The sequence below is a fragment of the Corallococcus sp. CA041A genome (assembly GCF_003612075.1).
GTDB classification, from domain to species: Bacteria; Myxococcota; Myxococcia; order Myxococcales; family Myxococcaceae; genus Corallococcus; species Corallococcus exiguus.
The window spans coordinates 1-26,523 of record NZ_RAWF01000141.1 but is presented as its reverse complement, the minus strand read 5'-3'; the positions used below and the strand labels follow the sequence as shown (position 1 = coordinate 26,523).

Annotated in this window: 23 protein-coding genes; 11 read left to right on the top strand and 12 right to left on the bottom strand. The window is 69.6% G+C overall.

From position 1 onward, the window contains the following. A partial coding sequence (locus D7V77_RS24145; protein WP_147452142.1) for a DUF3592 domain-containing protein occupies positions 1-456 on the bottom strand: 456 nt, incomplete at its 3' end. Between the two features lie 155 nt (positions 457-611). On the opposite strand from D7V77_RS24145, the gene D7V77_RS24140 reads away from it, so the two are divergent. Next, on the top strand, positions 612-1,112 hold the full coding sequence (locus D7V77_RS24140) for an ankyrin repeat domain-containing protein (RefSeq protein WP_120578654.1): 501 nt from the start codon (positions 612-614) through the stop codon (positions 1,110-1,112). Positions 1,113-1,198: 86 nt separating this feature from the next. On the opposite strand, the gene D7V77_RS24135 is transcribed toward D7V77_RS24140, so the two are convergent. Beyond that, complete coding sequence (locus D7V77_RS24135) at positions 1,199-3,409, bottom strand: (Fe-S)-binding protein (protein WP_120578653.1); 2,211 nt, start codon at positions 3,407-3,409, stop codon at positions 1,199-1,201. Between the two features lie 452 nt (positions 3,410-3,861). Between D7V77_RS24135 and D7V77_RS43830 the strand changes: the two genes are divergently transcribed. From D7V77_RS43830 to D7V77_RS24110, 6 genes are all read left to right on the top strand, one after another. Next, the gene (locus D7V77_RS43830; RefSeq protein ID WP_158620735.1) at positions 3,862-4,023 is read left to right on the top strand and encodes a hypothetical protein; all 162 of its coding nucleotides are present in this window, start codon (positions 3,862-3,864) and stop codon (positions 4,021-4,023) included. A 495-nt stretch (positions 4,024-4,518) separates the two neighbouring features. Continuing rightward, positions 4,519-5,871, top strand: a complete 1,353-nt coding sequence (locus D7V77_RS24130) for a VWA domain-containing protein (RefSeq protein ID WP_120578652.1) — start codon at positions 4,519-4,521, stop codon at positions 5,869-5,871. Positions 5,872-6,037: 166 nt separating this feature from the next. Then, positions 6,038-8,353: a protein-disulfide reductase DsbD gene (locus tag D7V77_RS24125; RefSeq protein ID WP_120578651.1), complete on the top strand. Its 2,316-nt coding sequence runs from the start codon at positions 6,038-6,040 to the stop codon at positions 8,351-8,353. A gap of 67 nt (positions 8,354-8,420) precedes the next feature. Next, on the top strand, positions 8,421-9,008 hold the full coding sequence (locus D7V77_RS24120) for a redoxin domain-containing protein (protein ID WP_120578650.1): 588 nt from the start codon (positions 8,421-8,423) through the stop codon (positions 9,006-9,008). 104 nt (positions 9,009-9,112) lie between these two features. Continuing rightward, positions 9,113-9,694, top strand: a complete 582-nt coding sequence (locus tag D7V77_RS24115) for a hypothetical protein (protein WP_120578649.1) — start codon at positions 9,113-9,115, stop codon at positions 9,692-9,694. Then, the gene (locus D7V77_RS24110; protein ID WP_120578648.1) at positions 9,691-10,656 is read left to right on the top strand and encodes a nucleotidyl transferase AbiEii/AbiGii toxin family protein; all 966 of its coding nucleotides are present in this window, start codon (positions 9,691-9,693) and stop codon (positions 10,654-10,656) included. Before D7V77_RS24115 ends, D7V77_RS24110 begins: the two co-directional genes overlap by 4 nt. Here the strand turns inward: D7V77_RS24110 and D7V77_RS24105 are convergent. Next, positions 10,638-11,618, bottom strand: a complete 981-nt coding sequence (locus tag D7V77_RS24105; protein WP_158624483.1) for an oxygenase MpaB family protein — start codon at positions 11,616-11,618, stop codon at positions 10,638-10,640. The two genes, D7V77_RS24110 and D7V77_RS24105, sit on opposite strands and share 19 nt — an antisense overlap. 165 nt (positions 11,619-11,783) lie before the next feature. Between D7V77_RS24105 and D7V77_RS24100 the strand changes: the two genes are divergently transcribed. Together D7V77_RS24100 and D7V77_RS24095 are read left to right on the top strand one after the other, a co-directional pair. Further along, positions 11,784-12,020 (top strand): hypothetical protein, encoded by a 237-nt coding sequence (locus D7V77_RS24100; RefSeq protein ID WP_120578646.1) that lies wholly within the window; start codon positions 11,784-11,786, stop codon positions 12,018-12,020. A gap of 134 nt (positions 12,021-12,154) precedes the next feature. Further along, complete coding sequence (locus D7V77_RS24095) at positions 12,155-12,769, top strand: hypothetical protein (RefSeq protein ID WP_120578645.1); 615 nt, start codon at positions 12,155-12,157, stop codon at positions 12,767-12,769. Between the two features lie 3 nt (positions 12,770-12,772). Here the strand turns inward: D7V77_RS24095 and D7V77_RS24090 are convergent, their stop codons facing one another. The 7 genes from D7V77_RS24090 to D7V77_RS24060 form a co-directional block, all read right to left on the bottom strand. Continuing rightward, entirely contained in the window at positions 12,773-13,504 is a 732-nt protein-coding gene (locus D7V77_RS24090) for a phytanoyl-CoA dioxygenase family protein (protein ID WP_233597198.1), read from the bottom strand. Positions 13,505-13,576: 72 nt separating this feature from the next. Next, positions 13,577-14,491, bottom strand: coding sequence for a S1C family serine protease (locus tag D7V77_RS24085; protein WP_120578644.1), 915 nt, complete (start codon positions 14,489-14,491; stop codon positions 13,577-13,579). A gap of 12 nt (positions 14,492-14,503) precedes the next feature. Continuing rightward, positions 14,504-15,394, bottom strand: a complete 891-nt coding sequence (locus tag D7V77_RS24080; RefSeq protein WP_120578643.1) for a S1C family serine protease — start codon at positions 15,392-15,394, stop codon at positions 14,504-14,506. 137 nt (positions 15,395-15,531) lie between these two features. Beyond that, positions 15,532-16,473, bottom strand: coding sequence for an HNH endonuclease (locus D7V77_RS24075; protein ID WP_233597197.1), 942 nt, complete (start codon positions 16,471-16,473; stop codon positions 15,532-15,534). Positions 16,474-16,496: 23 nt separating this feature from the next. Further along, on the bottom strand, positions 16,497-17,354 hold the full coding sequence (locus D7V77_RS24070) for an ROK family protein (protein ID WP_120578641.1): 858 nt from the start codon (positions 17,352-17,354) through the stop codon (positions 16,497-16,499). Then, positions 17,351-18,544, bottom strand: a complete 1,194-nt coding sequence (locus tag D7V77_RS24065; protein WP_120578640.1) for a glycosyltransferase — start codon at positions 18,542-18,544, stop codon at positions 17,351-17,353. The genes D7V77_RS24070 and D7V77_RS24065 overlap by 4 nt, the downstream gene beginning before the upstream one ends. Then, on the bottom strand, positions 18,545-20,044 hold the full coding sequence (locus D7V77_RS24060) for an asparagine synthase C-terminal domain-containing protein (protein WP_158624482.1): 1,500 nt from the start codon (positions 20,042-20,044) through the stop codon (positions 18,545-18,547). A 94-nt stretch (positions 20,045-20,138) separates the two neighbouring features. On the opposite strand from D7V77_RS24060, the gene D7V77_RS24055 reads away from it, so the two are divergent. Next, entirely contained in the window at positions 20,139-22,067 is a 1,929-nt protein-coding gene (locus tag D7V77_RS24055; protein ID WP_120578638.1) for an ATP-dependent DNA helicase RecQ, read from the top strand. 4 nt (positions 22,068-22,071) lie between these two features. Here D7V77_RS24055 and D7V77_RS24050 read toward each other — a convergent pair whose 3' ends face one another. After that, positions 22,072-23,664, bottom strand: a complete 1,593-nt coding sequence (locus D7V77_RS24050; protein ID WP_120578637.1) for a S8 family serine peptidase — start codon at positions 23,662-23,664, stop codon at positions 22,072-22,074. An 80-nt stretch (positions 23,665-23,744) separates the two neighbouring features. On the opposite strand from D7V77_RS24050, the gene D7V77_RS24045 reads away from it, so the two are divergent. Then, positions 23,745-24,539: a radical SAM protein gene (locus D7V77_RS24045; RefSeq protein ID WP_120578636.1), complete on the top strand. Its 795-nt coding sequence runs from the start codon at positions 23,745-23,747 to the stop codon at positions 24,537-24,539. Here D7V77_RS24045 and D7V77_RS24040 read toward each other — a convergent pair. Further along, positions 24,540-26,523: ATP-binding protein (locus D7V77_RS24040; protein WP_120578635.1), on the bottom strand; the 1,984-nt coding region annotated here is incomplete at its 5' end.

The following is a 26,523-nucleotide window of genomic DNA, read 5'->3' as shown; positions in this document are numbered from 1 at the left end:
GAGGGAGGGGGAGGCAACCTGGGGCGTGTCTGTCTCGGCCCTCGCCAGCAGGGCCACCCCTCCAATGAGGAAGAGGCACACTTCCACGAAGCTGAGGAAGAGGGCGAGTCCCAGCGACGTCACCCCATGGCCCTCCGGGAAGCTGCGGCGCGGGTCGCTCTGGCCATATTGCACCTGGATGCGGTCCCCGGGGCGCAGCCGCTTCCACAGCTTCGAGGAGATGTTCCGCCGGTGCTCCTGGCGCTCACCGCCCTGGGGCGTGAAGGCGTAGACGAGGATGTAGTCGCTGTCATCCGAGGCCGCGAGGAACTCCTTCTTCACCACCGTGCCTTCCGCGTGCAGCCCCTCCGCCAGGAGGGCCATGTCCCGCCGGTACGACCCCCAGGTCAACACCAGCATGGACGCGCCCAGCACCACGAACGTCGCACCCAGGACCCGCGCCGCGAAGAGAGCCACGCCGTGCCTCCTGCCCGCCTTTTAAGCGGGCACCCGGCGACGCGAAACGGCAATGCCCTCCACGCCCCGCCGTAGAGCCAGCGCGCGGGTCCCTCCCTGGCGTCGCGTTCGCCGAAACGCCATGCTCCCGCGCGTCCTGTCCGGAGGTACGCACCGTGTCCCTGTTCGATGCCGTCGCCGCGGGTGACCGCGCCGCCTTGAGCGCCCAGCTCGACGCGGGCGCGGACCCCAACCCCTTCGACGACGAGGGCCGTACGCCGCTGATGATGGCCGCGCGCTCGGGTCAGGACGACCTGGTGCAGGCGCTCCTGGAGGCTGGCGCGGACCCCACGCTGCCGGACTCCGTGGGCGAGACACCGTTCGTCGCCGCCGCCGCCTACGGCCACTTCCGGGTCTGCGCGCTCCTGTCCCCGCACGCCACCGCCGACGAGAAGGACATGGCGCGCACGCTGCTCAAGAACCAGGGCATCGACGAGATTCCCGCGCGTCCCTCGCGAGCGTCCGAGGTCGCGCCCGACGACTTCCGCCGCAAGCTCGCCTCCGCGGGCGCCTACGTCGCGGGCAAGCTGGGCGACGCCGGCGCCACCAAGCGCCTGGAGCGCGTGCTGCGCTCGGAGGGCAACGCGCCCAAGGGTCCCTTCAAGGGCCGCAAGTAGTCTTCCAGCCCGGAAAGGCGAAGGGCCCGGCCGCTCCCACCGTGGGGAGCCACCGGGCCCTCGTCACATCTGGAGCCGGTCCCGCGTTACTCCGGCTTGGCGCTCACCACGGGGCTGGGGCTCACGGTGCCGCCCTTGTTGGTGGTCTCCATGGAGTCCGCGACCAGCTCGGTGATGTCCTTGATTTGGATCTGCTCACGACCGGTGTCGTTCTTCGCGTCGTTGAGCATCGTGGAGCAGAACGGGCAGGCCACCGCGACGATGCCCTTGCCGCCCGGCTCCTTGTAGTCGCCCACCATGCCCGGCTTCTTCTTGTCCGCGGCGTCGGGGTAGGGCGTGTTGGGATCCTCCGCGTGCTTGAGCGTGAGGGCCGCCTCGTTGATGCGGTTGTGGTTGATGCGCGTGCCGATGTGCTCTTCCATCCACATCCGGCCGCCACCGGCGCCGCAGCAGAAGCCCTCGCGCTGGCTGCGCTGCATCTCCACCACTTCCAGGCCCGGGATGCTCTTGAGCACTTCACGGGGCGCGTCGTACACGCCGTTGTGCCGGCCCAGGTAGCAGGGGTCGTGGTAGGTCAGCTTCGTTCCGGCGTTCATCACCGAGGACAGCTTGATGCGCTTGTCCTTGAGCAACTCGTTGATGAGCTGCGTGTGGTTGATGACGCGGTACTCGCCGCCGAACTCCGGGTACTCGTTCTTGATGGTGTTGAAGCAGTGCGGGCACTGCGTGATGACCGCCTTCACGCCCATCGCGTTCCAGGACTCGACGTTCGTCTTGGCCAGCGTCTGGTACAGGTACTCGTTGCCCATGCGGCGCGCGGAGTCGCCGTTGCACATCTCCTGCTTGGACAGCGTCGCGAAGGACACGCCCGCCTCGCGCATGATCTTCACCAGCGCGCGGCTCACCTTCTTCTGCTTGTCGTCGTAGCTGCCCGCGCAGCCCACGAAGAACAGGTACTCGTACTCGCCGCCGTCACCCCAGGTGGGCAGCGCCAGGTCCGCCGCCCACTCGTCGCGCTGGTCCTGGCCGATGCCCCAGGGGTTGCCCTGGCGCTCCATGCCCTCGAACACGCGCTGGATTTCCGCCGGGAACTCCGCCTTCACCTGCACCTGGTAGCGGCGCATGTCGATGAGGCGCGGGACGTTCTCGATGAACACCGGGCAGGCCTGCTCGCACCAGCCGCAGCTCGTGCACGCCCACACCGTCTCCGCCTTCAGCGCGCTGCCGATAATCTCAGGCAGGGGCTCCTTCACGCCGTTGGGGCCGTAGCCTTCCTCCACCCAGCGCTCGTTGTCCCAGAGCCAGTGCTTCAGGTCCTGGTTCACGGCCTTGTGCGTGAGCGGCTTGCCCGTGATGTACGTGGGACAGTGCGTCTGGCACCGGCCACACTCCGTACAGGAGTACAGGTCCAGGCCGTTCTTCCAGGTGAGGTCCTTCACCGTGGCGGCGCCGAACTCCTCCTTCTCCAGGTTGGGCGTGGGCAGCTTGCCGGTGGAGTGCGTGCGCTGGAAGAAGACGTTGGGCAGGCCCGTGATGATGTGGAAGTGCTTGCCCAGCGGCAGGAAGTTCAGGAACGCCAGGATGATGGTCAGGTGGATGAAGAAGCCCGCCACGCCCAGCACGTGCGACGCCGTCACGCCCAGGGGCATCATCGCCAGGCCCGTCAGGCTGGTGACGGGCTCCCACCACACCATCGCGGACGGCGCCGCCGGCACCTGCGTGGCGCCCACCGCCACCTGCTGCGCGGCGGCGTGCGCGGCCACCATGTGGCTGCCACCGAACATGAACTCGGTGATCATCAGGCCCGCGATGAAGCCCAGGATGAGGTAGGCCTCCCAGGACTGGGACATGCGGTCCGGCTTCACCTTCCAGCGCGTCCACACGAAGTACGCCACGCCCGCGAGCGCCAGCGCCGCGACCACGTCCTTGGTCAGCAGGTACACCTTGTAGAGCAGCAGCAGCGGCGGCGCGGCGTCCCAGGCCGGGTGGCTCAGGTCGGTGAGCACGTCCAGCGCGGTGGACGAAAAGCCCATCGCGAACATCATGATGGTGCGCAGCGCCAGCACCATGAACGCCGCGTAGATGAAGATGTGGAACAGGCCCGGGGTGAATTCCTCTGGATCCACCATGCGCTTCTGGCCCAACCCGAAGCGCACCAGCTGCGCCACGCGGTAGGGGATGTGGTCCAGCCGGTTCTCCTTCTTCATCGCGAGCAGCACGCCCACGCGGCCGGACATCGTGATGATGAAGATTGAGACTGCGCCTGCCAGCAGCAGGCCGGTGATGATGGGGTTCATGGAACCTCGGGACCCTCTGGGGCCGCACGGCGGCAACGCCGGTTGCTGCGACGCGGCAATTCTGGAGTGATTGTCAACCCTAGCAGGGGTGATTCGCGAATCAAGCGCTCTGCGGGGGCCATGTCCCGCAGCGTTCCTTCCACTGCTTCCAGACCGTCGTCCAGGGTGGTGCCCACCCACCCTCCGCCCCAGACCTGCCGTGCGCGAAATCCTCACGCCTGGCGTGCTGGAAGGCAGGCGGCCGGGCGTGGTCTGGCGGAGTGTCCCAGAACTTTGCTGTCCCGAGGGCTTTACAAAATCGGGGCGGGCTCCCAACATGTTCGTAAATCGGTCAAGAAGTGCTTGTAAAGGGACCCGCATGGGGCGGGCCCGGTGACCGACGCAGGGCGTCCAAGGGGACGCGAGCCGTCAAAGGCCGTACACCCCGTGAATGGAGCGCCGAGGAGCCGGACATGAGCCACGACGAGAGCACGTACCTGGACGAGGGTTTGGACGACCTGGAGCTGTCCGCGACGGGTGAAAACGGCCGTTCGGTTCCGCTGGACTCCACGGACGAGCGGCGCTGGGGCCACCTGGACGAAGAGGCCTGGGGCGGCTGGCACGTGGCGGAGTGACGCCCTGCCCCCGCGGCTCGTGGCCTGCGCGGGGGCCTTCGTTGTCGAACCTGTCGGACCGTCGGACAGGTTCCGGGACTTGCACTCCCGGGCGCTGATGCAGTGCGCTGGATGCCGTGACGCTCCCCGTCCAAGGTCGGGTCGAGCCCTCCGGAGCGGTCCCCGGAATGACCGGTGTAGGACCTTCCAGGAAGTAAATCTGTAAATGGCTGAACGAACCCGCCGGAATCCGCGTGTCCGTGGGTGACGCGAGCCGTCCCGAGGCGCGCCGGATGGGTGATCTCCGGTGCCGGGCGGAGGCTCGTAAGAGCAGGGGTTGGTCGGGTCGGACACGTTGCTTTCACGACCGGAAACCCGACATCCTCCATGAACAGCGACAGGACTTCAGGGCGGACGCGGGCCCGTGCAGGGGCGTCCGGGGCCAGGAGGCCGTCGCGACGGCGATCGCGTCGGTCGAATGAGCGGGATGGGGCCACCCACCATGCGGGAGTGCGGATGAAGCAGACGGCGTGGGCAGTGGAGCGCGACGCGGACGGCGGCCGCGAAGTGCTGCTGCTGGTGACCCTGGAGGCCGAAGCAGAGACGCCTCGGGCCCCGGTTGCGGTGAACCTGGTCATTGACCGGAGCGCGTCCATGCGGGGCGCGCCGCTGGCGGCGGCGGTGGAGGCGGCGCGCGCGCTGGTGGAGCGGGCGGGGCCCAAGGACTACGTGGGCCTGCTCACGTTCGACGCCGACGCGGAGCAGGTGCTGCCCGTGCGCGCGATGGAGCCGGGCGCGAAGGCAGCGTTCCTGAAGACGCTCTCTCGCCTGGACTCCGGCGAGGGCACCGCGCTGCACGAGGCCGTGGAGAACGGCGCGGAGGCCGTGCGGCGCGTGCTGGTGCCGGGCGCCCGGCCGCAGCTGCTCATGCTCACGGACGGCGAGCCCTCCGTGGGACCCACCGCGCTGGGCGAGTTCAAGGTGCTGGGCCAGCGGGTGCACGACTCCGGCGTGGCGCTGCACGCGCTGGGGCTGGGCAAGCACTACCTGCCGGAGATCTTGGAGGCGCTCACCGGCCCGTCCGGCACGGGCTTCACGCACGTGGACGACGCGGAGGGCCTGCCGCTGGCGGTGGGCGCGCTGGGCGCGGAGCTGTTCGGCGAGGTGGTGGCGGACGCGCGCGTGTACGTGCTGCCCACGGGCTTCGCGGACCTGCGCTGCCGTCACCGCTACCCGTCGCGTGTGGAGGGTGACGCGATGAGCGCCGCGCTGGGAGCGGTGTCGCACGCGTTCCCGCGCCGCGTCCTCTTCGCGGGCGTGCTGGAGAAGGGCGACTGGAACCTCACCGTCACCGCTTCGTACACGGAGCACGGCGACACCCGGCGGCTGTCCGTGCCCGTGACGCGCCTGTTGCCTGACAGCGACGAGGGCCGCTTCGTGCGCGCGGTGTCCGCGGAGCTGGAGCTCGTGTCTCACGAGGCCGCCGCCTGGAAGGCACTCTCCCGCCGTCAGCAGGACGCGGCCGAGCGGGCGCTCGAGGGCGCGGACAAGGGGCTCTACAAGCTGGCCCGCCTGGGCTCCGCGGAGGTTCCCGCGCAGCGGCACGTGGACCGGCTGGCGGACCTGCGCCGGGCGGTGGAGCGCCGTGCGGCCCAGCCGTCCGCCTTGGGAGTGCGCCGGGCCCAGTCAGAGGTGTCGCGCATCACCATGAGCCGCATCGGGCCGGCGCTTCCGGCCGCGGTGAATGTGGGCCCGCCTCCGCGAGCGGCCCTGCCCGCCGTGGCGAACGGCGGCGCGCCTCCACCGCAGGCGGTGACCCTGGACAGCGGGGGGCTCCTGCCCTGGAAGACGGGCGGCGGCGAGTCGTAACCGTCCGGAGTCCCTGAGCGTATGGGGAAGGCGCGGGGGCCCGGGGTGGTCCCTGACGCCGGGCGTGCGGGCATGCGGAATGCCCGGCTGCCCGGAAGGTTGAGTGCATCCCGCGGGGACGCATCCCAGGTAGCACGGCGTTTCCAGGTGGATTAACGGGAGTCGCATGACGCATCGGTGGAGCAAGAGGTCTGGAAGCCGGCTCGGTGGGCTGGGCGTGGTGGGCGCGTTGCTGCTGGCGACGTGGGCCCAGGCCGCGCTTCCGCCCACCGCCGTGGGCAGCACCGCGCCGGACGAGGGCGACCCCCGCCTGGAGGGTGCGCTGCTCCTGGACGCCACGCAGGTGAAGGCGGGCGGCGACTTCCGCGTGGGCGTGCGTCTCAAGCTGGACCCGGAGTGGCACGTCTACTGGAAGAACCCGGGCGACTCCGGCCTGGCCACGGAGGTGTCGTGGGATGTGCCGGGCGTCACGGTGGGGGATTTGCGCTGGCCCTTCCCCAGCACGTTCCGCACGCCGGACGGCTTCATCACCACGCACGGCTACCACGACGAGGTGCTGCTGTTCGCGCCCGCGCACGTGTCGAAGGACGCCACGGGTACGCTGAACGTGTCGGCGGCGGTGGACGCGCTCGCGTGCAAGGTGCACTGCATCCCCGCGCAGCTGGTGCTGACGCGCACGCTGCCGGTGGGGCCGGAGACGGTGACGGATCCGGAGTTCGCGCCGCAGTTCGACGCCGCGCAGGCCCAGGTGCCCTCGCTGGTGGGGGCGCAGGGCGCGCCGCGCGTGGCGCTGGCGCTGGATGGCACGTCGCTGACGGCGGGCAAGCCGTTCACCGGCAAGCTCACCGTGACGGCGGCGGACGGCAAGCCCTACGCGGGAGACGTGGAGGGTGACTTCTTCGTGCCCGGCCGCATCCTGGGCGTGGACAGCGTGGCGCTGACGAAGACGGCGCCGGGGACGTTCGCGCTGAAGGGCCAGGCGTCGTCGGTGGTGCCCAAGGGAGAGCCCCGGCTCACGGGCGCGCTTCGCCTGGGCACGAAGGCCACGGGCTTCACGGCGGTGGACGTGGACACGGCACTCGCGCCGGTCGTTGCGGACGGCACGGTGGCGGGCGCGGCGCCCCTGAAGGTCCCGTCGGTGAAGGACGCGGTGGGCAAGGTGAAGCCCTCGGCCGCGGCTCCAGTGGCGTCGGGTGAGTCGCCGCTGGGGCTGGGCGTCGCGCTCCTGTTCGCGTTCCTGGGCGGCGCGCTGCTCAACCTGATGCCGTGCGTGTTCCCGGTGCTGGCGCTCAAGGTGTACGGCTTCACGCGGATGGTGCAGGAGGAGAAGGGCAAGGTGGCGCCGCACGCGGCGGCGTACGCGGGCGGCATCCTGGCGACGATGCTGCTGCTCGCGGGCGCGGTGCTGGCGGTGCGCGCGGGTGGTGCCAGCGTGGGCTGGGGCTTCCAGTTCCAGGAGCCGCTGTTCGTGGCGGCCGTGAGCGCGGTGCTGGTGGCGTTCGCGCTCAACCTCTTCGGCGTCTACACGCTGGGCGCGGACGGCACGGCGCTCGCGGGCAAGGTGGACCAGAGCCACGGGCTGATGCGCAGCGCGGGAGAAGGCGTGCTCGCGGTGGTGCTGGCGACGCCGTGTTCGGCGCCGCTGTTGGGCACGGCGGTGGGCTTCGCCTTCGCGGCGGGCCCGGCCACGGTGGTGGCGGTGTTCGTGGCGCTGGGGCTGGGATTGGCGCTGCCCTTCTGCGTGCTGGTGCTGGTGCCGGGGCTGATGAAGCGGCTGCCCAAGCCGGGCATGTGGATGGAGCGCGGCAAGCAGTTCCTGGGCTTCGCGCTGTTGGGCACGACGGTGTGGCTGGTGTGGGTGATGGGCGGCCTGGCCGGCGTGGACGGCATGGCGCGGCTGCTCGCGTTCCTCATCGCGGTGGGCCTGGTCACGTGGCTGTACGGCCAGTCGCAGGGGCTGGAGGGCGGGCGCCGGGGCGTGACGGTGGCGCTGGCGGTGCTCGTGCTGGTGGGCTCGGGCGCGGTGGCGCTGCGCTTCGAGGAGGCGCAGGCGTCGCTGGAGACGCGCGGCGCGGTGGCGTCGCACGGTGGAGCGCAGCCCTGGGATGAGGCGGCGGTGACGGCGGCGCTGGCGGCGGGTCAGCCGGTGTTCGTGGACTTCACGGCGGACTGGTGCCTCACGTGCAAGTTCAACGAGCGCACCGTGCTGTCGCGCGACGACGTGCGGCAGGCGTTCCTGAAGCACAACGTGGCGTTCTTCGTGGCGGACTGGACGCGGCGGGACGCGCGCATCACCACGAAGCTGGCGGACCATGGCCGCGCGGGCGTGCCCATGTACCTGGTGTTGAGCCCGGGCGCGCCGGACAAGCCGGAGGTCCTCAACGAGCTGCTCACCGCGGACAGCGTCATCACGGCGGTGCAGCGCGCGGCGGAGTGTGGGTCGCCGTTGAAGGGTGGCTCGGTGGTGTGTGCCCGGCCTTGAGCCGGGAGTGAAGTCGGGTTTGTGTTGTTCGTTCGTGCGCAGCGTTCAACTCATTGGAGGTTCCGTCATGAAGCAGGTCTTCAAGGCACTCGCTCTCACCGCGGCTTTCGTGTCCGCTCCCGTCTTCGCTGCTGACAACGCGGAGGTGGGCAAGCCCGCTCCGGCGTTCACGCTGAAGGACGAGGCGGGCAAGGCCCACTCGCTGTCCGAGTACAAGGGCAAGGTGGTGGTGCTCGAGTGGACGAACCCGGAGTGCCCGTTCGTGAAGCGGCACTACGAGGCCAAGACGATGCAGAACACGCAGAAGGGCTTCGACGCGAAGAAGGTGGTGTGGCTGACGGTGGACTCGTCCTCCACGCACAACGCGAAGAGCGCCGCGGACTGGAAGAAGAAGGAAGGCTTCAGCCAGCCGGTGTTGCTGGACACGGACGGCGCGGTGGGCAAGAGCTACGCGGCGAAGACGACGCCGCACATGTACGTCATCGACGGTGAGGGCGTGGTCCGCTACGCGGGCGCCATCGACAACGACCCGCGCGGCAAGGAAGCCACCAAGGTGAACTACGTGCAGACGGCGGTGGACGCGCTCCTCAACGGCAAGCAGGTGCCGACCGCGACCTCCGAGCCGTACGGCTGCTCCGTGAAGTACAAGAGCTGAGCCTCTGTGACGTCATGAGGTTTGAAGGCCCGTGTTCCCGCGAGGGGACGCGGGCTTTTTCGAAGTTGACGTTGTCTTTTTTCTTCGGGAAATTTCGGACCATCATGCCTGCCGCCGTCCATCCCGAGCTGGAGCCGGGCCGCGTCTATCGGACGAAGGAGCTGGCCACGTGGGGCGTGAATGCGCCCCGACTGGCCCGGCGATTGGTGGGCGAGGGCGTGCTGATTCCCCTGGCGCATGGGCTCTATGCCTGTCCGAAGCGGGGGCGTTTCGGCGTGGTGGCTCCGTCCGATGAAGCCATCATGAAGGCGTTCCTGGAGGGCAGCCCGTTCGTCTTCACCGGGCCTGACCGATGGAATGCGCTCGGGTTGGGATCCACGGCGGTCTTCGCTTCGGCGCTCGTCTACAACACGAAGCGCTCGGGTCGCTTCGAGTTGGGAGGGAGGACCTTCGAGTTGCGGCGGGTCGCCTTCCCTCAACCCCCGACGCTGGAATGGTTCGTGGTGGATCTCTTCGAGAACGCCGGGAGTGCAGGCGTCGTGCCCGCGGAGCTGACGCGTGCGTTGACGCGCGCGCTGAAGCGAGGCGCGTTCGATGCCCGGCGGCTCGGGGAGATGTCTGACCGGTTTGGTAGGCAGAGCACGCGTGAGTGGATCCACGAAGCGATCCGCTCTGCCTCTGCATGACCTTCATCCACGAAGACCCCGAATTCGATCAACTGCTGCGAATCGTCGCCGACAAGCGGCGGCTCTCCCTTGGCCTCACCGAGAAGGACTACTGGGTCACCCATACGCTGTGGGCCCTGCATGACGCGGGCTTCGAGGTCTGGTTCAAGGGCGGCACGTCGCTCTCGAAGGGCTTCTCGCTCATCCAGCGGTTCTCGGAAGACCTGGACCTCAAGCTGGAGGCAGGGTCGGTCGAGCTTCCCCGGGTGACGGATTGGAGCCGCACCGGAGCAGGAGCGACGAAGGCCCGCCGGGCGTACTTCGAGGCGCTGGCCGAGCGCATCCAGGTTCCCGGGGCGCGGACGGAGCTGGATATCGACGGAGCGGATCGGTACTGGCGCTCCGCCAGCGTGCGCATCCTGTATCCGGCGCAGCATCTGGGCGGCATGGTGGGAATCCTGCGTCCCTTCGTCCTTCTGGAAGTCGGCAATGCGCGGGTGACACCCTTTGTCCGGCGCGACATGGCGTCATTCGTCCACGAAGAGCTTGAGGCCCAGCAGCAGCTCGCGGACTTCAAGGACAACCGCCCCAGGGCCGTGCGGTGTGTTCATCCCCTGGTCACGCTGTTGGAGAAGGTGGATGCCATCCAGCGACGGCTCCAGAAGGAGCCGTTGGAGCCTGCCACTTTCGTGCGCCACTACGAGGACGCGGCACGCATCATCGCAGCCGAAGATGCGCTACCTCCTTTGCCTGACTACGCGGACGTCCGTGCACTGGCCGAGGAGATGATCCGGCAGAAGCAGATCGATGCGCCTCCTGCTGGTGACGCGCGGCACTTCCTCCCAGGCGGCGAAGGCACCGCGGCCATCCAGGCCGCCTTCGAGGCAATCGCCCCGATGTTCTGGGGACCACGTCAGACGCTGGCTGAATCCGTGGCGGCCCTCTGTGCCTGGCTCACCCGGTTTCATTCCGCGTCGCGGTGAGCGTAGTCCGGGCCCAGGCCTTCGATGCGGTAGGCATTGCCGGGGTAGGTGCGGTTGAGCGTCGTCTCCAGTGTCGACGGGTAGCGCTCCAGGGAGACGTGGCGTTTGATGCGCTTGCGCAGCTTGAGGGCGCCTCGGACCAGGCCGCCCACCCAGGCGGGTGGGGATTCGAACTGGATGGCCGGGAGCAGGCGCGGCGGCACCAGGCTGAGACTGATGGGGGCCACCAGCGGACGCAGCGGGCGTGGCACCCAGCCGGCGAGGATGTTCACCGTGGACTGGGCCACACGGTGGCTGGCGGCGTCGGGGACGAACTCGCGCGCTTCGTAGTCGCGGATGAAGGCGTCGTAGGCGGGCTTGTCCTCGGGGATGTCCTTCAGGCCCATGCGGCGGCCGATTTCGCACCAGTAATGGAACCAGGCCTCCTGCTCGTGCTGGGTGAAGGGACGCCAGCCGAACTCCTGCATCCACTGGATGGGGAAGTCGATGAACGTCCACAGCACGAAGAGGAAGTCCTCGTTCGGGATGCGGAAGAAGGAATGGATGTGGTTCATCTGCTCCAGCGAACGGTGTCCCGCCTCGCCCTCCCAGCCGCACTCCATGAACCGCGCGATGAGCATGCGCGTGTCGTCGTAGCGCTTCTGGCCTCGCTTGTTGAACTCACCCGTGCGGTCCAGGAGGCGTGAGACGGAGCGGCTGCCGTAGGTGTGGAAGAGGGCGATCTCCGTGGACCGCACGATGTCGAAGGGGAACTCGTAGTTGGTCAGCAGGTGCACGATGCGCTGGCAGTCACGCCGTGCATCCAGGGAGGCGATCTCCCGGCTCACTTCGGGCAGACGCGCTCGCCAGAACGGCTTCCGATAGACGGGGCCGGGCACGCGAGCGGCGGAAGGCCTTCCCTCGCCGCTGAAGGGACAGCCGGAGGGGACAGCGTCCTCGGGGTGATGGGCCGGGTCGGTCATGGCGGGGCGGCTCCGGGATGCAAGGCGATTGGTGATGCTACCCCGCTCCATGACGGCATGCCGTGCCCCTGCCGACCCGTGTGTCTTATGCAGTGGCCTTGTCGGGGGATGGGACGCGCCGGACCTTGTCCTGGAGGGCAGGACATCCAGACAGGAGACGCGACCATGGCCAGCAACAAGGGGCCGCCGGTGAAGGGGCCTGAGCGCACGGATACCCACAGCGCGGAGGAACTGGAGCGTGAAGCCAGGCACCAGCGCCCGGGCACCGAACGGGGCGACGTGACGGACGAGGACGTGGGCGAGGACCGCATCCTCCAGAAGGGCATTGGCGGCTACGGCGCGCAGGAGGGCACGGAGCCCGCGAGGGAAGCGCCGCCGCTCAGCGACGACGGCGACCGGTAGCGTTGGCCGTCGCTCGGCGGGCGGGGGCGCCGGGGAGCCGAGCCGCGGAAACCTGTCCGACATTCGGACAGGTTTTGAGGCCGCGCCGGGCGGGAGGCGCACGGCCTGGAGGCCTGGGAGCCTAGAGTGCCGCCATGGCCTCCGCCCGCCTCGTGCGTTCCTGCTGCGTCCTGGTGTTGTTGTTCTTCGCGATGCCAGGGGTGGCGCAGGAGACGCCTGCCCCGGACGCAAAGGCGTGGCTCGCGCAGCACAACGCGGAAGCGGTGCGTGTGAACCAGACCGCGATGGGCATCCTGTTCGGCTGGGCGGTGCTGAACATCGGCACGGGCGTCGCCGGACACTTCGCGAGCGAAGGCGAGACGCGGGCCTTCTTCCAGGCGAACGCGGCCTGGAACGTGGTGAACCTGGTCATCGCGGGGCTCGGCTATCACGGGCAGGCGACGGCGGATCCGGCCTCGTGGGACCTGGCGCGCAGCCTGTCCGAAGGGCAGCGGATGGAGAAGGTGCTGCTCCTCAACGCGGGCCTGGACGTGGGCTACATCGCCTTCGGCGGATTCCTGTGGGAGCGCGGAATGCGCAAGGACTCGGAGCGCCTGCGAGGCTGGGGCAAGAGCGTGCTCGTGCAGGGCGCGTTCTTGTTGGTGTTCGATGGCGTGCTCACGTTCCTCAACGCGAAGCTGAACGGGGAGCTCACGGCGCGCCTGGTGCCCGCGCCGGATGGCGTGGGCTTGATGCTGACGTGGCCGTGAGCCTCAGACGCGCGCGTGCCATTCGAGCCCGCCGGGCAGGGGCCGTGCCGCGAACTCCAGGTGGATGACCCGTCGGTGCGCGGGGACGCGTGACGGTGACGAGGCGTGCAGCAGCAGGGGCCGCATCACCAGCAGGCCGCGGCGGGGCACGAGGCAGTCCACGGGAGCGCTTCGTTCGAGCCAGCCGGGGATGCTCGATGAGGACAGTCGCCCTTCACGGTGTGAGCCCACGAGCACGCGCACGGGACCGTTGTCCTCTCCGCAGTCGTCCAGGTGGACGCGCACCGCGACCATGCCTTCCAGGACGGACGTGGGGGGCTGCACGCAGGGCACACCGGCCTTCTCCGACCAGGGACCGAAGCCGGGCACGTCGCGGCGCTCGCGCACGGCGACGGTGAGGTCCTGGTGCCAGATGACCTTCCAGTTCGCGTCCGGTGTCTTGTCGAACAGCAGGCCTCGCACCGCGAAGCAGTGTGGGCCCAGGACGGATGCAGCGGCTTCGCGTACCGGATTTGAGCGGGCCAGCTCGCGGACGGCGGGCACGTTCTCCAGCAGGTTTCGCACGCCGCCTCGCCGCTGGGAGGTCGCGGCTTCTTCATTCACGGGACGCAGGGCCTGGAGCAGGGCATCCGCGGTGGCCGGCGTGATTCCGTGCGGGAGGATGGCGAAGCCCTCGCGCTCGATGCGTGCGGCCAGCTCCTCCGAAGCCATGTCGTGCGCCGTCGATGGGGACATCGTGGAGCGCAGCATAACGGGGGCGCGGTTCCACGCGGGACACCTGCCCGGTGGAACCGGAGCCCGGAAGGCTCAGGCCGCCACCGGTTCGCGGCGGTGGCGGGCCCGGGCGGAGACGTCCTTGCGGCGGCCCTTGCGCAGTACGTCCAGGTGCACCTCTTCCTCGGTGGCGAGCGCCATCAGCCGCTGCAGGTCGTCCACGCTGTTGACGGGCCGGCTGTTGATGCCGAGCAGCAGGTCGTCCGGCTGAAGACCGGCATCGTCCGCGGGCGTGCCCTCCTGCACCTTCAACACGCGCACGGCTCGCGGCTGGCCGGTGTCCTTCGCGAGCGCGGGCTCCAGGTTCACCGCCGTGGCGGCGATGCCCAGGAACTTCCGGTCCACTCGGCCGCGCTGGATGAGCAGGCTCGCGACCCAGGCCGCCGTGGTGGCGCTCACCGCGAAACCAATCCCCTGTGCGAACGGCAGCACCAACGTGTTGAGCCCCACCACGTGCCCTCGCGTGTCGAGCAACGGCCCGCCGGAGTTGCCCGGGTTGATGGCTGCGTCCGTCTGGAGCATCCCCTCCAGGATGACGCCGTCGGGCAGCGTGATGCTGCGGTTGATGGCGCTCACCACGCCCAGCGACACCGACTGCTCCAGGCGGAAGGGATTGCCAATGGCCATCACCAGCTGCCCTACCCGCACCGTCTCCGGATCCGCGAGCGGCAGCGTGGGGAAGTCATCGCCTTCCGCACGCACCACCGCGAGGTCCGTGGGTGCATCCCCGCCCACCAGCGTGGCCCGGCGCTCCTCGCCGTTGTGGAGCTGCACGGTGAGGCGCTTGGGCGTGCGCATCACCACGTGCCGGTTGGTGAGCACGTAACCATCCGGTGTGAGGAACAGGCCGGTGCCGTGGCCGCGCGCGTGCTCCACGCCCACCACCGCCGGAGCCGCGCCGGCCACGAGTCCTTCCAGGTCATCCGAGAGTTGCTGCAACAGTTTCATCGCCGGCTCCTTTCAAGAACGCTTGCCCACGGTGATGGGCACCTCGCGCAGTTCGCCCGCGCGCAACACCTTCGCCTGGATGGACGCGCCCACCTTCTCGTCGCCCAGGTAGCCCAGCAGGTCCTCCACGCCGTGCAGCGTCTGGCCGCCCAGGCTCACCAGCACGTCGCCCAGCACCAGCCCGGCCTTCTGCGCGGGCCCGTCCGGATCCACGGAGAGCAGGATGAGGCCCGCCTTCGTGCCTTCGATTTCACGCGGCAGGCGCACCGGGTAGGCGCCCACGCCCAGGTAGCCGCGGCGGATCCCGCCGTGTTCACGCAGGGAGTTCGCCACGCGCGTCAGCGTGCCGCCGGGGATCACGACCGCGGCGGTGCGGGAGAAGGCCGCCGTGGGGATGCCCAGGAAGCGGCCCTGCGCGTCCACCAGCGCGCCGCCGGAGAAGCCCGGAGGCAGGTCCGCGTCGGTCTCCAGGTAGCGGTCCACCTGGCCGCCCGCGTGCGTGCGCCAGTCGCCGCCGAACGCGCTGACGATGCCCAGCGTGGCCCGCGCCGTGCGTCCCGGCCGGCCGATGGCCAGGACGATGTTGCCCACCTTCACGTCATCGAGCGGCGCGGGCGCGAGCGCGGTGAGTCCACTGGCGTCGGCCTTGAGGAGCGCGAGGTCGGTGCTCGGGTCGCGGCCGACAAGCTCGGCGGACACCGAGCGGCCGTCCGCGAGGCCCACCTGGATGGAGCCCTCGTGCTCAACGGCGTGGCTGGTGGTGAGGATGTGACCGTCGGCGTCCCAGATGACGCCGCTGGCACCCCGGCGACGGCGGGCCTCGACGCGGACGAGGGAGGGAGCGATGCGTTCGACGACGGCGGAGATGGACTGCGAGAGGGACTGGAGGGTGTCGGTGGACATGGCGTGTTCCTTTCGAGCCTGAAACTAAAGGGCTCGAAATCGCGCCACATCGGCGGACCGGGCAGGACGGCGACCTACCCATTCAGGCAGGGAGCCTCTCCTTCCAGTCAGGACCCTGGTGCTTCGGGCAGGGTGATTCAGCTCACCTTGCGGAAGCGCTCGTAGCGCTCTTCCAGATAGAGCTTCTTGGGGCGCAGCTCCTTCGCGCGCGGCAGTTGGAGCGTCTTGCCCACGAAGCCCTTCAGCGCGTGCTCCAGCGTGGGGCCGTCCCGGGTGGCGAGCAGGCTGGGCGCCAGCTCGATGACGCCGTCGGGTCGGAAGCCCATCAGGTTCGTGTCGAAGGCGCCGTGGTGGAGCCGACAGAGCGCAAGCCCGTTGGGGACTTCCGCGTGGCCTCGCTCGTCGCGGTCCGGAAGGATGTGTGCGCCGTCCAGCAGTTCCTTGCGAGGAAACGCGCAGACGGCGCAACGGCATTTGTAGGCCTTCAGGACGTGCTGGCGGAAGGCGGCCTGATGCAGTCGCTTCTTGGACTGAACCGTGGTGTAGCGCCGCTCCATTGACAGCAACTTCGCGTCCGCGGTGAACGTATTGGGTTGAAACCGGTTCACCTTCTCCGGTTCATCCACCATGACGTGGAAGGAGCGCTTCTCAAGATTCACGTTGGAGATGTAAACGGGCCACAACGGCCGATACACTCCTGGTGCGACGGCGTAGAAGTAGATGAGCGGTACATCCGCTTTCTGCATCCGAACCAGGCGCTTGTTGTCGCGTCCTTCGACGTCTTCACCTTGAAAGTGGTACAGGAAGGCGTCGTCCGAGGCCACCTCGCTGTCGTCGTAGCGCGCGGTACGGTTTCCCCGTGGCTTCGTCGTCTTGATGGACAGAGCGGTCTCTTGCATCTGCCGGGGCCAGAAGATGCCGCGCCACTTGTTGGCGAAGAAGTGCTTCTCACCGCGAAATGTGAAGCCTTTGTGGATCAGCCGCCAAGGCAACACCTCTCCGTGCTGCTCCACCAGCGCCTGCAAGGCATTGAAGGCCGCCAGTCGGATGGCCTGGTCGTTGTCGGAGGGCGTGGGCACGGTCCACGACCAGGTTACCAGGCTCAGCCCCGTTCGAGCAGGGCTCCCCCCGGGCCGAAGCCCAGGGACAGGCACAGCACGCGGCGTCCCTTCACCTGCGGAGCCCGCCGCGCGGATTCGGCCGCCAGCTCCGCATCGTTGAGAACGAGCACATTGCCTCCCGTGTCCGGCAGGCCCGCCTGGGCGAGGATGTCCGGGACCAGGGAGGCCGTGCCCTCGAAGCCGTAGGTGCAGCCTCCGGGCATCAGGGCCTCATCCAGCGGACACGGCAATGCCAGACACAGCGCATCCGGAGGCTCGCGCGAGTCCTCCGCGAGGAACGTCCGCAGCGCTCCCGAGATGAACGCCACCGTGTCCCGGATGTGATGGCCGTCCGCGGGACGCGGCTGACCGATGAACAGCGGGGGCAAGTTGGTGAGGTTCCGTTCAACGACACGAGTGGCTCCTGGACGCGCGAGCTTGATGCTCGTCTGGCCCACGTCCACGCAGAGCGGACTTCGCGCACCCTTGGCTTCCAGCATGCGCAGCCCCGCGCGCACGGGGGCGAAGCGCGGTGACAGCGCGATGTGCACCGGTCGGCGCAGCGACGCCGTGGCCTCCCTCAACGCGGCAGGAAAGCCGTCCAGCTCCGCCAGACCTCCACTCAGGTACGCCGCATCCGGCGCGTGCTTCTTCACCAGCAGCGAGAGCGCTTCCGCCAGCGGAAGCATCACGCGGGCCGCGAGTTTGGCTCCGGGAACTCCCGCACGCCGGTCGTCCTCCACCCACGGGGAGCCCAGCAGCTCCCACAGCTCGCGCCCGAACACGGGCAGGTTCCACACCTCCAGCGGTGTGATTCCTTCAGGGGGATGCCGGCGAGGACTCCACCTGGAGGCGCTCATGCCACGAGCCCGGCGATGCGTTCAGCGGCGGTCTTCGCCCCATCATGCGCGCGGTAGGAACGGGAGATCTCCTCCACGCGGTCGCGCATCGGCGACTTCGGTGCCAGCAATTGCGCGATGGCTTCGCGGCACGACTCCACCGTGAGGGTCTTCGGGTCCCTCGCGAGCCCTGCTCCAGCCTTCTCCAGGAAGTGCGCCTGCACGGGCTGGTCGTTGCACACCGGCAGCAGCAGCATCGGCACTCCCGCCGTCATCGCCTCCATCACGGAGTTGGCTCCGCCGTGGGAGATGAACGCCGCCGCTCGCTCCAGCACCTGCCGCTGCGGCGTGTAGCGCACCGCCACCACGTCACCGGGCAGCGTGCTCGGGAAGTCCGTGTCCGCCAGCTCGCCCGCGCACAACACCAGCGTCACGCCGAAGGGCTTCGCGGCCTCCGCGATGAGGCGGAACAGCTCCGGCTGATAGGAGATCTGACTGCCGAAGGACACGTACAGCACCGGCTTTTCGCCCAGCCGCTCCCAGGGGAAGGGCACCTCGTCACCCCGGGCTTCCGGCGGAATGGACGGACCCACCAGCAGCGTGTCCGGGGGCACTCCCGCGTCCGGGCCCAGGAAGGCCTCGGTGGCGAAGATGATGTTGAGCCGGGGCGACAGGCACTCGCAGGTGCGGAAGCGAGCGTCGAAGCCGTGACGGCGGAACAGGGCCTGACGGTCGTCCTTCAGCGCCCGCACGTTGCGCAGCAGGGGAATCTCCGGCCTTGGCTCCAGCAGCGTCAGCGCGGAGGACACGCCTGCCCACGGGATTCCCTCCGTGTGCGCCGCGAGCACCGCCGCGTACTGCATCCCGTCCAGCGCCATCACGTCGGGACGGAAGGCGCGCACCACTTCTCGCACGGGCTCCAGCATCGCGGGGGCCGCGTCCAGCAACAGGCCCCGGATCCACTTCCCCAGCGCCACGTCATCGAGCACCAGCTTCGCCAGCGCTTCGCCTCCCGTCTCGATGCCCGGCGGCGCGGCTTCGGCGTGCGGCAGGCGCAGCACCTCCACGCCCAGGGACTCGAGCTGCGGCGCGGGTTCGGGGATGCACAGCCATCCGACGGTGTGCCCCAGGCGGCGCAGCCATTGGGCCACGCCGACCATCGGGTTGAGGTGGCCCTTTTCGGGCGAGGTGGCGATGAGGACTCGGGACATTCAGGGGGCCGCCTGGGTGTGGGCCTGGAGCATGGCCAGGGACATGAGGCGCATCAACAACCGATCTATCGGTCCGGCCTGCGCGTCATCGGGGGACATGCGGATGTAGCGAGTCATCAAGCCCAGCATCGCTTGCACATCGATGACCTCAAGGGAGTACAGCCGATCGGGAGTGAGCCAGGCGCGATACAGCTCCATCCAGCGTGACCGCACCGGACTGGAGAGGGCGGTGTGCCCATACCGGGGCGTCTTGCGCGCGAGGCGGACCTCGTCCGGCACCAGGGACCGCACCGCGTGCCGGAACAGCCACTTGCCGAACCCGTCCCTCTGCAGCACGGACTCCGGCAGGGCCAGCGCCACCCGCGCGAAGCCTTCATCCAGGTACGGCGTGCGGACCGTGAGCCCATGGGCCCGGGCGCCCCGCAGCTCGGGCGGGAGGATGAGCTCGGTCAGCACCCACTTCGCGTACCGCAGCTCCTCGGAGGGAAGAGGCTCTTTCGAGGGCAGATCCCAAGGCGCGGGCAGCGAGGCGAGCACGGTCCCCAGGTTGTCCACAGGGGGGCCTCGCGAGGCGTGATCGCTGTTCAGGCGCTCGGAAACAGTCCTCAAGTTGTCCACAGGTGGGAAGTCTCCACGATGTCCCATGGCTTGATCGGAACCGCCATTTCCAGAGGGCGGAAGCCCCGTGGATGGCTTTGATTCCTGATCGCCGTGCGGAGCCCCGCCCAGAGGGCTCCCTGAGTTGTCCACAGCCCCCCGTGCCGCTCCGGGGGACTCTTCATGATCGCGCGAGCCGGCTCGGAACGGCGCCCGCAAGTTGTCCACAACCGGCATGGCTTCGAGTTTCAGGGCCCGCAGGGCCAGCATCCGGTCTTCATCCACGCGGGCCTTCGCGGAGGCGAGCGCGCCCGGGGTGCCCTGGAGCACTTCGTCCGCGCCCGCGCCGCTCAGGAGGACCGGGCCCGCGCCCTGCCGCCGGGCCTCCAGATAGAACACGTAGCTCGCCACGGCCCGGGCGTTGAGGATGACCGTCTGGTTGGCGAGCACCGCGTGCTCGAACAGGTCCGGGAGCACGGAGTCCGGGATGAGCACGTCCGCCAGCTCCGCGCCCGTCACCTTCGCCATCCGCCGCGCGTTGCTCCGCTCCACCGCATCAGCGAAGTGCACGTCCATGGTCCACGCGCGCACCTTCCCTGGTGCATGCCGCGCGGCCATCGCGCACAGGGCCGCGCTGTCCACCCCGCCGCTCAGGCTCACCTCGTGCGTGCCTGCTTCCACATGCGCCCGCACGGTGTCGGACCAGACGGCCAGCAGCCGCGCCTCGAGCCCGTCCTCATCCCGCGCCGCAGCCTCCCGGACCACTCGCGGCAGCGCCACGCCAATGGGCTCCGCCTCCGGCAGCAGGTCCGCGTTGGACACACGGGCATGGAACAGCAGGTCGCTCATCGCGCGGGGAGACAGGCCCCGCGAGGGAGGCACCTTGGGCGGTCGGGTCGGCATGCGGTCCGCATCATAGGGAGCTGGGAGTCGGCAGCGGAAAGTCAGGGAGGGTGAGATAACCCTCCTGAACAGCGCGAACACGGAAGGGCGGGACATGAGGACGGATGCGGTGGACGTCGTGTTGCGGGAGCGCTTCGGGTTGGAGTCCTTCCGGCCCGGACAGCGCGAGGTGCTCACGGAGCTGCTCAAGCCCCACGGCTCCGCGCTCGCGGTGTTCCCCACGGGCGGCGGCAAGTCGCTGTGCTACCAGCTCCCCGCGCTGCTGCTCGAAGGGCTCACGGTGGTGGTGTCACCGCTCATCGCGTTGATGAAGGATCAGATCGACGCGCTGGAGCGGCGGGGCATCCGCGCCGCGCGGTTGGACTCCTCCCTGTCGCTGGAGGAGTCGCGCGAAGTGACGGAGTCCCTGCGCGATGGAACGCTGAAGCTCCTCTACGTGGCACCGGAGCGCTTCAACAACGAGCGCTTCATGGGGCTCTTGAGCGAGCTCCCCATCTCCCTCTTCGCGGTGGACGAAGCGCACTGCGTCTCCGAGTGGGGTCACAACTTCCGGCCGGACTACCTCAAGCTCGCGCAGGCGGCCCGCACGCTCCGGGCCGAGCGCATCCTGGCGCTCACCGCCACGGCCACGCCGCAGGTGGTGCACGACATCTGCGAGGGCTTCGGCATCCCGGAATCACAAGCGGTCGTCACCGGCTTCTACCGGAACAACCTCACGCTGGAGACCACGCCCACGGGCCTGGAGGCGCGCGATGCCCTGCTGGTGGAGCGGCTCAAGTCTCGCCCGCCCGGCACCACCATCGTCTACGTCACGCTGCAGAAGACCGCGGAGCGCGTGGCGGCGCTCTTGAGCGCGGAGGGCCTGCCCGCCAGCGCCTACCACGCGGGCCTGGAGTCCGAGGATCGCGAGCGGGTGCAGGACGCGTGGACCCACTCCTCGAAGGGCATCGTCGTGGCGACCATCGCGTTCGGGATGGGCATCGACAAGGCGGACGTGCGCGCCGTGTATCACTACAACCTGCCCAAGGGCCTGGAGAGCTACAGTCAGGAGATCGGCCGCGCGGGCCGTGATGGCAAATCATCCGTCGTGGAGTTGCTCGCGTGCCCGGACGATGTGCCCACGCTGGAGAACTTCGCGCTCGGGGACACGCCGCTGCCGGAGGCGCTGACGGCGCTGGTGAAGGAGTTGTTGTCCTCGGGGCCGGAGCTGCACCTGGACCTGTACGCGCTGGGCAACCGCCACGACCTGCGGCCCCTGGTGCTGCGCACGGCGCTGACGTACCTGGAGCTGGAGGGAGTGCTGCGTCAGGGCACGCCGTTCTACGCGGGCTACAAGGTGCAGCCAGCGGGCTCGGTGGACGTGCTCGTGGGGAGGTTCCAGGGGGAGCGCGCGCGCTTCGTGAAGGAACTGTTCGCGCACGCGAAGAAGGGGCGCACCTGGTACACGTTCGACCCCGCCGAAATCGCGAAGGCGTTGGACCAGCCGCGAGACCGGGTGGTGAAGGCGCTCGACTACTTCCAGGAGCAGGGCTACGCGGAGGTGCAGGTGGCCGAACCGCGTCAGCGCTACACGCGGCTGCGCGAGCGCGAGGACCCGAAGGCGCTCGTGTCCCTGTTGCAGGAGCGCTTCCAGAAGCGAGAGGTCCAGGAGGTGTCGCGAGTGCGCGACGTGCTCCGGCTCGTCACGCACGATGGCTGCCAGAGCAACGCGCTGGTGGCCCACTTCGGTGAGCAGCGCGAAGCACCGTGCGGTCACTGCACCTTCTGCCGCACGGGCGTGGCGCGTGTGCTGCCGCCGCCGCACCCACGGCCGGACCTGCGCGAACAGCTGGACGCGGCCACGTTCCGGTCGCTCGTGGCGAAGCATCCGGAGGCGCTGGGCCATCCCAGGCAGGCGGCCCGCTTCCTCTGTGGCCTGAGCAGCCCCGCGCTCTCCAAGGCGAAGCTCAGCGGTCACAAGCTCTTCGGCACCCTGGCGGAGTGGCCGTTCACCCAGGTGCTGGCGTTCTGTGAAGGCCGGTGAGCGTTCAGCGGATCGCGGCCCGCAGGCTCGGTGAGAAGGGTGGCAGGGCGGCCTGGGCCCGTGTCTTGAGCGCCTGCCGGTCCCTGCCTGCGCCTTCCTGTAGCGCTCGACGGAAGGGGGAGTAGGTGAGCGCCCAGAACCGCAGCTCACGCCCGAATTCCGAGTCGAGCCGCGCCGCCTTCTGTTCGTCGACCCCGAGCGTGGTCGCGAGGCCTCTCAGGACGTCTGCTTGCGGGAGGCCGCTGAAGGTGGCGGCCACGGTGTCCGAGGACTCCTGCCGGAGCGCCCTCGCCGTGAACGACTCCAGCTCCGTCACGTCCGGGAGCGGGGCTTCGAGGCACGCCTTCGCGTTGACGAGGCCCGCGCCCCACGCGAGCTGGCTCTGAGGCCAGCTGTCACAGGTGGCGCGGAGCACATGGCGGAAGACCTGCGCGAGCGCTGGTCCTCCCTGGTACTTCGCGAGCAGGGTGTCCCGGCCATGGTGCGCCAACCAGAGCGCGGCGATTCCCGCGACGGTGGCCGTCGCATACGAGGTGCCGCTGCTCTGACCGACCTTGTCGGCGGGCTGCGCCACCCAGACGTTCTCGCCCGGACCGGTGGCGTCGACCGCCTTGCCCCAGGCAGAGAAGGCCCAGGGCTGCGCGCTCGCGTTGCACGCGGCCATCGTGACGACTTCGTCATACGCGCCCGGCCAGACGACGATGGGGCCCGTGTAGTTGCCCGCGGCGGCGATGACGATGATGTTCTCGCGCACCGCCTGCTGGATGATCCGGTGCAGCCCCGCGTTGGGCAGCCACCCGAGGCTGATGCTGATGACATGGACCCGCCGCTGGATGGCGAACCCGATGGAGTCGCGCAGCCGGTCGACGCCCACGTTGAACAGCACGGGCGAGGGGACGAAGAGCGTGGGCTTCGCGACGCGCAGCGGGATGACCTCTGCCTTCGGCGCGACTCCATCCACGAACAGCTTCGGTCCGTCCGCGCTCGGGTCGTTGTAGGGGCTCGCCATGACGCTCGCGGTGCCCAGCCCGTGGCCTCCGCCGGGATTCTCCGTCGTGGGGTCATCGTCGATGAAGTCCCAGCCCAGGCTCGGCGTGAAGTTCGGTCCCAGCTCGGAGCTGGGCAGGTAGCCGCTGTCCGGATGGCCGATGAGGATGCCCTCGCCCTGGCTCGTGCCGCCGGCCAGCTGCCACGCCTCGCCTGCCTTCACGAAGCGCGGGCTCCAGTCGCAATCGTTCTCGTTGAGCGTCCCGGGGCCAGCCTCCGCCGGCTGTGCCTTGAGCAGCGTGGGCGCCGTGTCCGTGACGGCGGTTTGTTCCGCGTAGACCGCCTCGAATGCTGGATCCGCATCCTCCACGCTCGGGTCTGTCTGGAGACGGCGCGCCAGCTCCCAAGCTTGTCCCGGCTCGACGCTGCCAGGAGGGAGGAGGTCGAACGCTCGGCCGGTGGGCTCGAACGGCACCGGGCGGATGATCCACGGCTCCGCTCCGACGAGCGCGGCCACGAGCTTCTCCAGGGAGACCCGGTCGAAGCCTTCACGGAGGAGGACGTCGAGAGTGCGGAGCTTCGAGGACTCGAATTGCTCGGGCGGCGCCATGGGCGCACCTGTACCCCTGGGACTTCATGGAGGGATACGGGCCCCCAGGGCGGTGGGTGTGTCGGTTAGACTCCCGCGCCGTGCGCTACGAGCTTCACGACAGCCGCGTCCTCACCTGGTCCCTGGAGACGCACGTCACCACGCACTGCAACCTGCGTTGCGCTCAGTGCTGCCCGCTGTCGCCGCACCTGCCCGCGTGGGCCGTGTCCCCGCAGGCGCTGGCCGAGGACCTGCGCCGCCTCGCGCGCGTGCTCAAGCCCAACGTCTTCAAGCTCACCGGCGGTGAGCCCTTCCTCCATCCGGACCTGCCCGCCGTGCTGGACGTGGTGCGGGCCTCCGGGCTCACCGAACAGGTGTCCGTCACCACCAACGGCTTCCTCGCGCAGAGCGCTCCCGACGCCGTGTACGAACGGCTCGACCGGATGACGCTGTCGTTCTACACGTCCGCGCCCCTGCCCGAACGCTCCATCGCCCGAATCACCGAGCGCTGCGACCGGCACGGCGTCCACCTCACGGTGAAGGCCATCGACCGCTTCCAGCGCATCACCCCGGACGCGCCGCTCACGTCCGACGCGGAGGTGCGGGACGTCTTCGACACGTGCTGGCTCAAGCAGCGCTGCCACCTGGTCCACCAGGGCCGCTTCTTCACCTGCACCCGGCCGCCCCACGTCGCCACCGTCTTCGCCGCGGAGCATCCGCACCTGCCCGCGCTCGTCGAACACGATGGCGTTCCGCTGGATGACCCGGACCTGCTCACGCGCCTGCTGGCGTACCTGGAGCGGGACACGCCGCTCGCCACCTGCCGCCACTGCCTGGGCTCCAGCGGCCCTTGGGAACCCCACGCGCAGCTGCCGCGTGCTCGCGCCGCTTCCTGATCAGGGCGCCGGCGCTCCCGCGTCCGGCGACAATGCGGGCAGCAGGGGCAGCTCCACCGTGAAGACGGAGCCCTGACCCAGGCGGCTCTCCACTCGCACCGTGCCGCCCATGGCCTCCACCAGCGTGCGGGTGATGTAGAGGCCCAGGCCCAGGCCCCCGTAGTGCCGGTCGCTCACCGCGCGCTCGAAGCGGCCGAAGAGGCGCGGCAGGGACTCCTCCGAGATGCCGATGCCCTGGTCCCGCACCGTCAGCGCCGCCTTGCCGTCGCGCGTCTCCAGGCGGACCTGGATGGGGCGCCCCTGGCCGTACTTGATGGCGTTGTCCACCAGGTTCACCACCACCTGCTCCAGCCGCGGCCGGTCCCAGACGCCCATCGTCATGGCGTCCGCGCACTCCAACTGGAGCACGGAGCCGGAGCGCGTGGCGGGGCCCTCGTAGGCGGCCACCACGTCGCGCACCAGCTCCACCAGGTCCATGGGCACGCACTCCAGCGACAGCCGCCCGGCCGCGATGCGCGACACGTCCAGCAGGTCGTTCACCAGCTCCGCCAGCTTCTTCATCTGCCGCGAGCCCACGTCCAGGTAGCGCTCCACCAGCTCGCGCGGCACCGGACCCGGGTGGCGCTCCATCTCGCGCCGCAGCGCCTGGAGCTTGAGGTTGAGCGGCGTGAGCGGCGTCTTCAGCTCGTGGCTCGCGATGGACAGGAACTCGTCGCGCAGGCGCACCGCCTCGCGCGCCTCGCGGTACAGCCTCGCGTTCTCCATGGAGAGCGCGGCGCGGTTGGCCAGCTCCTGGAGGAAGGGCAGGTCCGCGGCCGTATAGCTCCGGCCGGAGCGGTGCGTGGTGACGAAGCTGAGCAACCCCAGCAAACGCTCCCCGGCCACCAGCGGCACCACCACCAGCGAGCGGACGCGCAGCTCCCGGAGCAGCGCGATGCGCTCAGGGTCATTCGTGAACCGCGGGAGGAGGTCGTCGGTGAAGTTCTCGATGAAGAAGGGCTGCCCGTGATGAATCGACCCGGGGCCGGCCATCTTGGGGAGGCCCGATACGTACGTCGTGCGGGACCGCAGCGGTTCCGCGAGCGACTCCGGCTCCGTGGCCGCGTGCTCCACCTCCATGCGCTGGAAGGTGCCGTCCTCCAGCGCGCTGTCGATGAGGCACCAGTCCGCCAGCGTGGGGACCGCCAGGCGCACCACGTTGCGCAGCGTGGCATTGTAGTCCAGTGACGTGGCCAGGAAGGAGCTGGCCCCCGCCAGCAGGCGCAGGTGCTCCTCGTTGTGCGACAGCTCGCGCGCCAGCCGCTCCGCCCGGGCGCGGGCGCGCACCAGGTCCGTCACGTCGAAGCCGAAGCCCGCGATGCCGTCCACCTGCCCGTGCGTGTCGTGCGTGGGCGTGTAGGTGACGTCGAAGATGAACTCCCGGAGGGTGCCATCCGGCTGTGGCAGCTTGAGGGACACCTCCCGGCCCTCGAAGGGGTCGCCCGTCGCGTAGACGTGGTCGAGGATCCGGGCCACGCGCTCCGCCTCCTCCTTCGGTCCCACCTCGCGCGCGGGCAGGCCCAACAGCCGTGGCGGGTTGCCCAGCATCGCGGAGTTGAGGGGGTTGGACAGCTCGAAGACGTGTTGGGGCCCGCGGAAGATGACCAGGTGCGCGGGCGCGCGCATGAACAGTTCGTGCAGGCGCGCGCGTTCGTACTCGGCGGCGGCGCGGGAGGCGCGCTCTCGCTCCAGCAGGTCCGCGCGCTCCGCGTTGGCGCGGCGCAGGCGCACGTTGAGCAGCGTCACGAACAGCGAGAGCGCCAGGAAGAAGGCCAGCGCGATGAGGTTGCCGGGGTGGGTGACCCAGTCCCCCAGCGGTGACAGGAAGAAGTAGTCCACCGTCACCAGCGAGAGCGCCGTCGCCACCAGCCCCGGCCCCCAGCCTCCCCGCCAGCCCGCGAACGCGACGGCGGCGAAGAAGGCCAGGAACGGGGCGCTGGACATG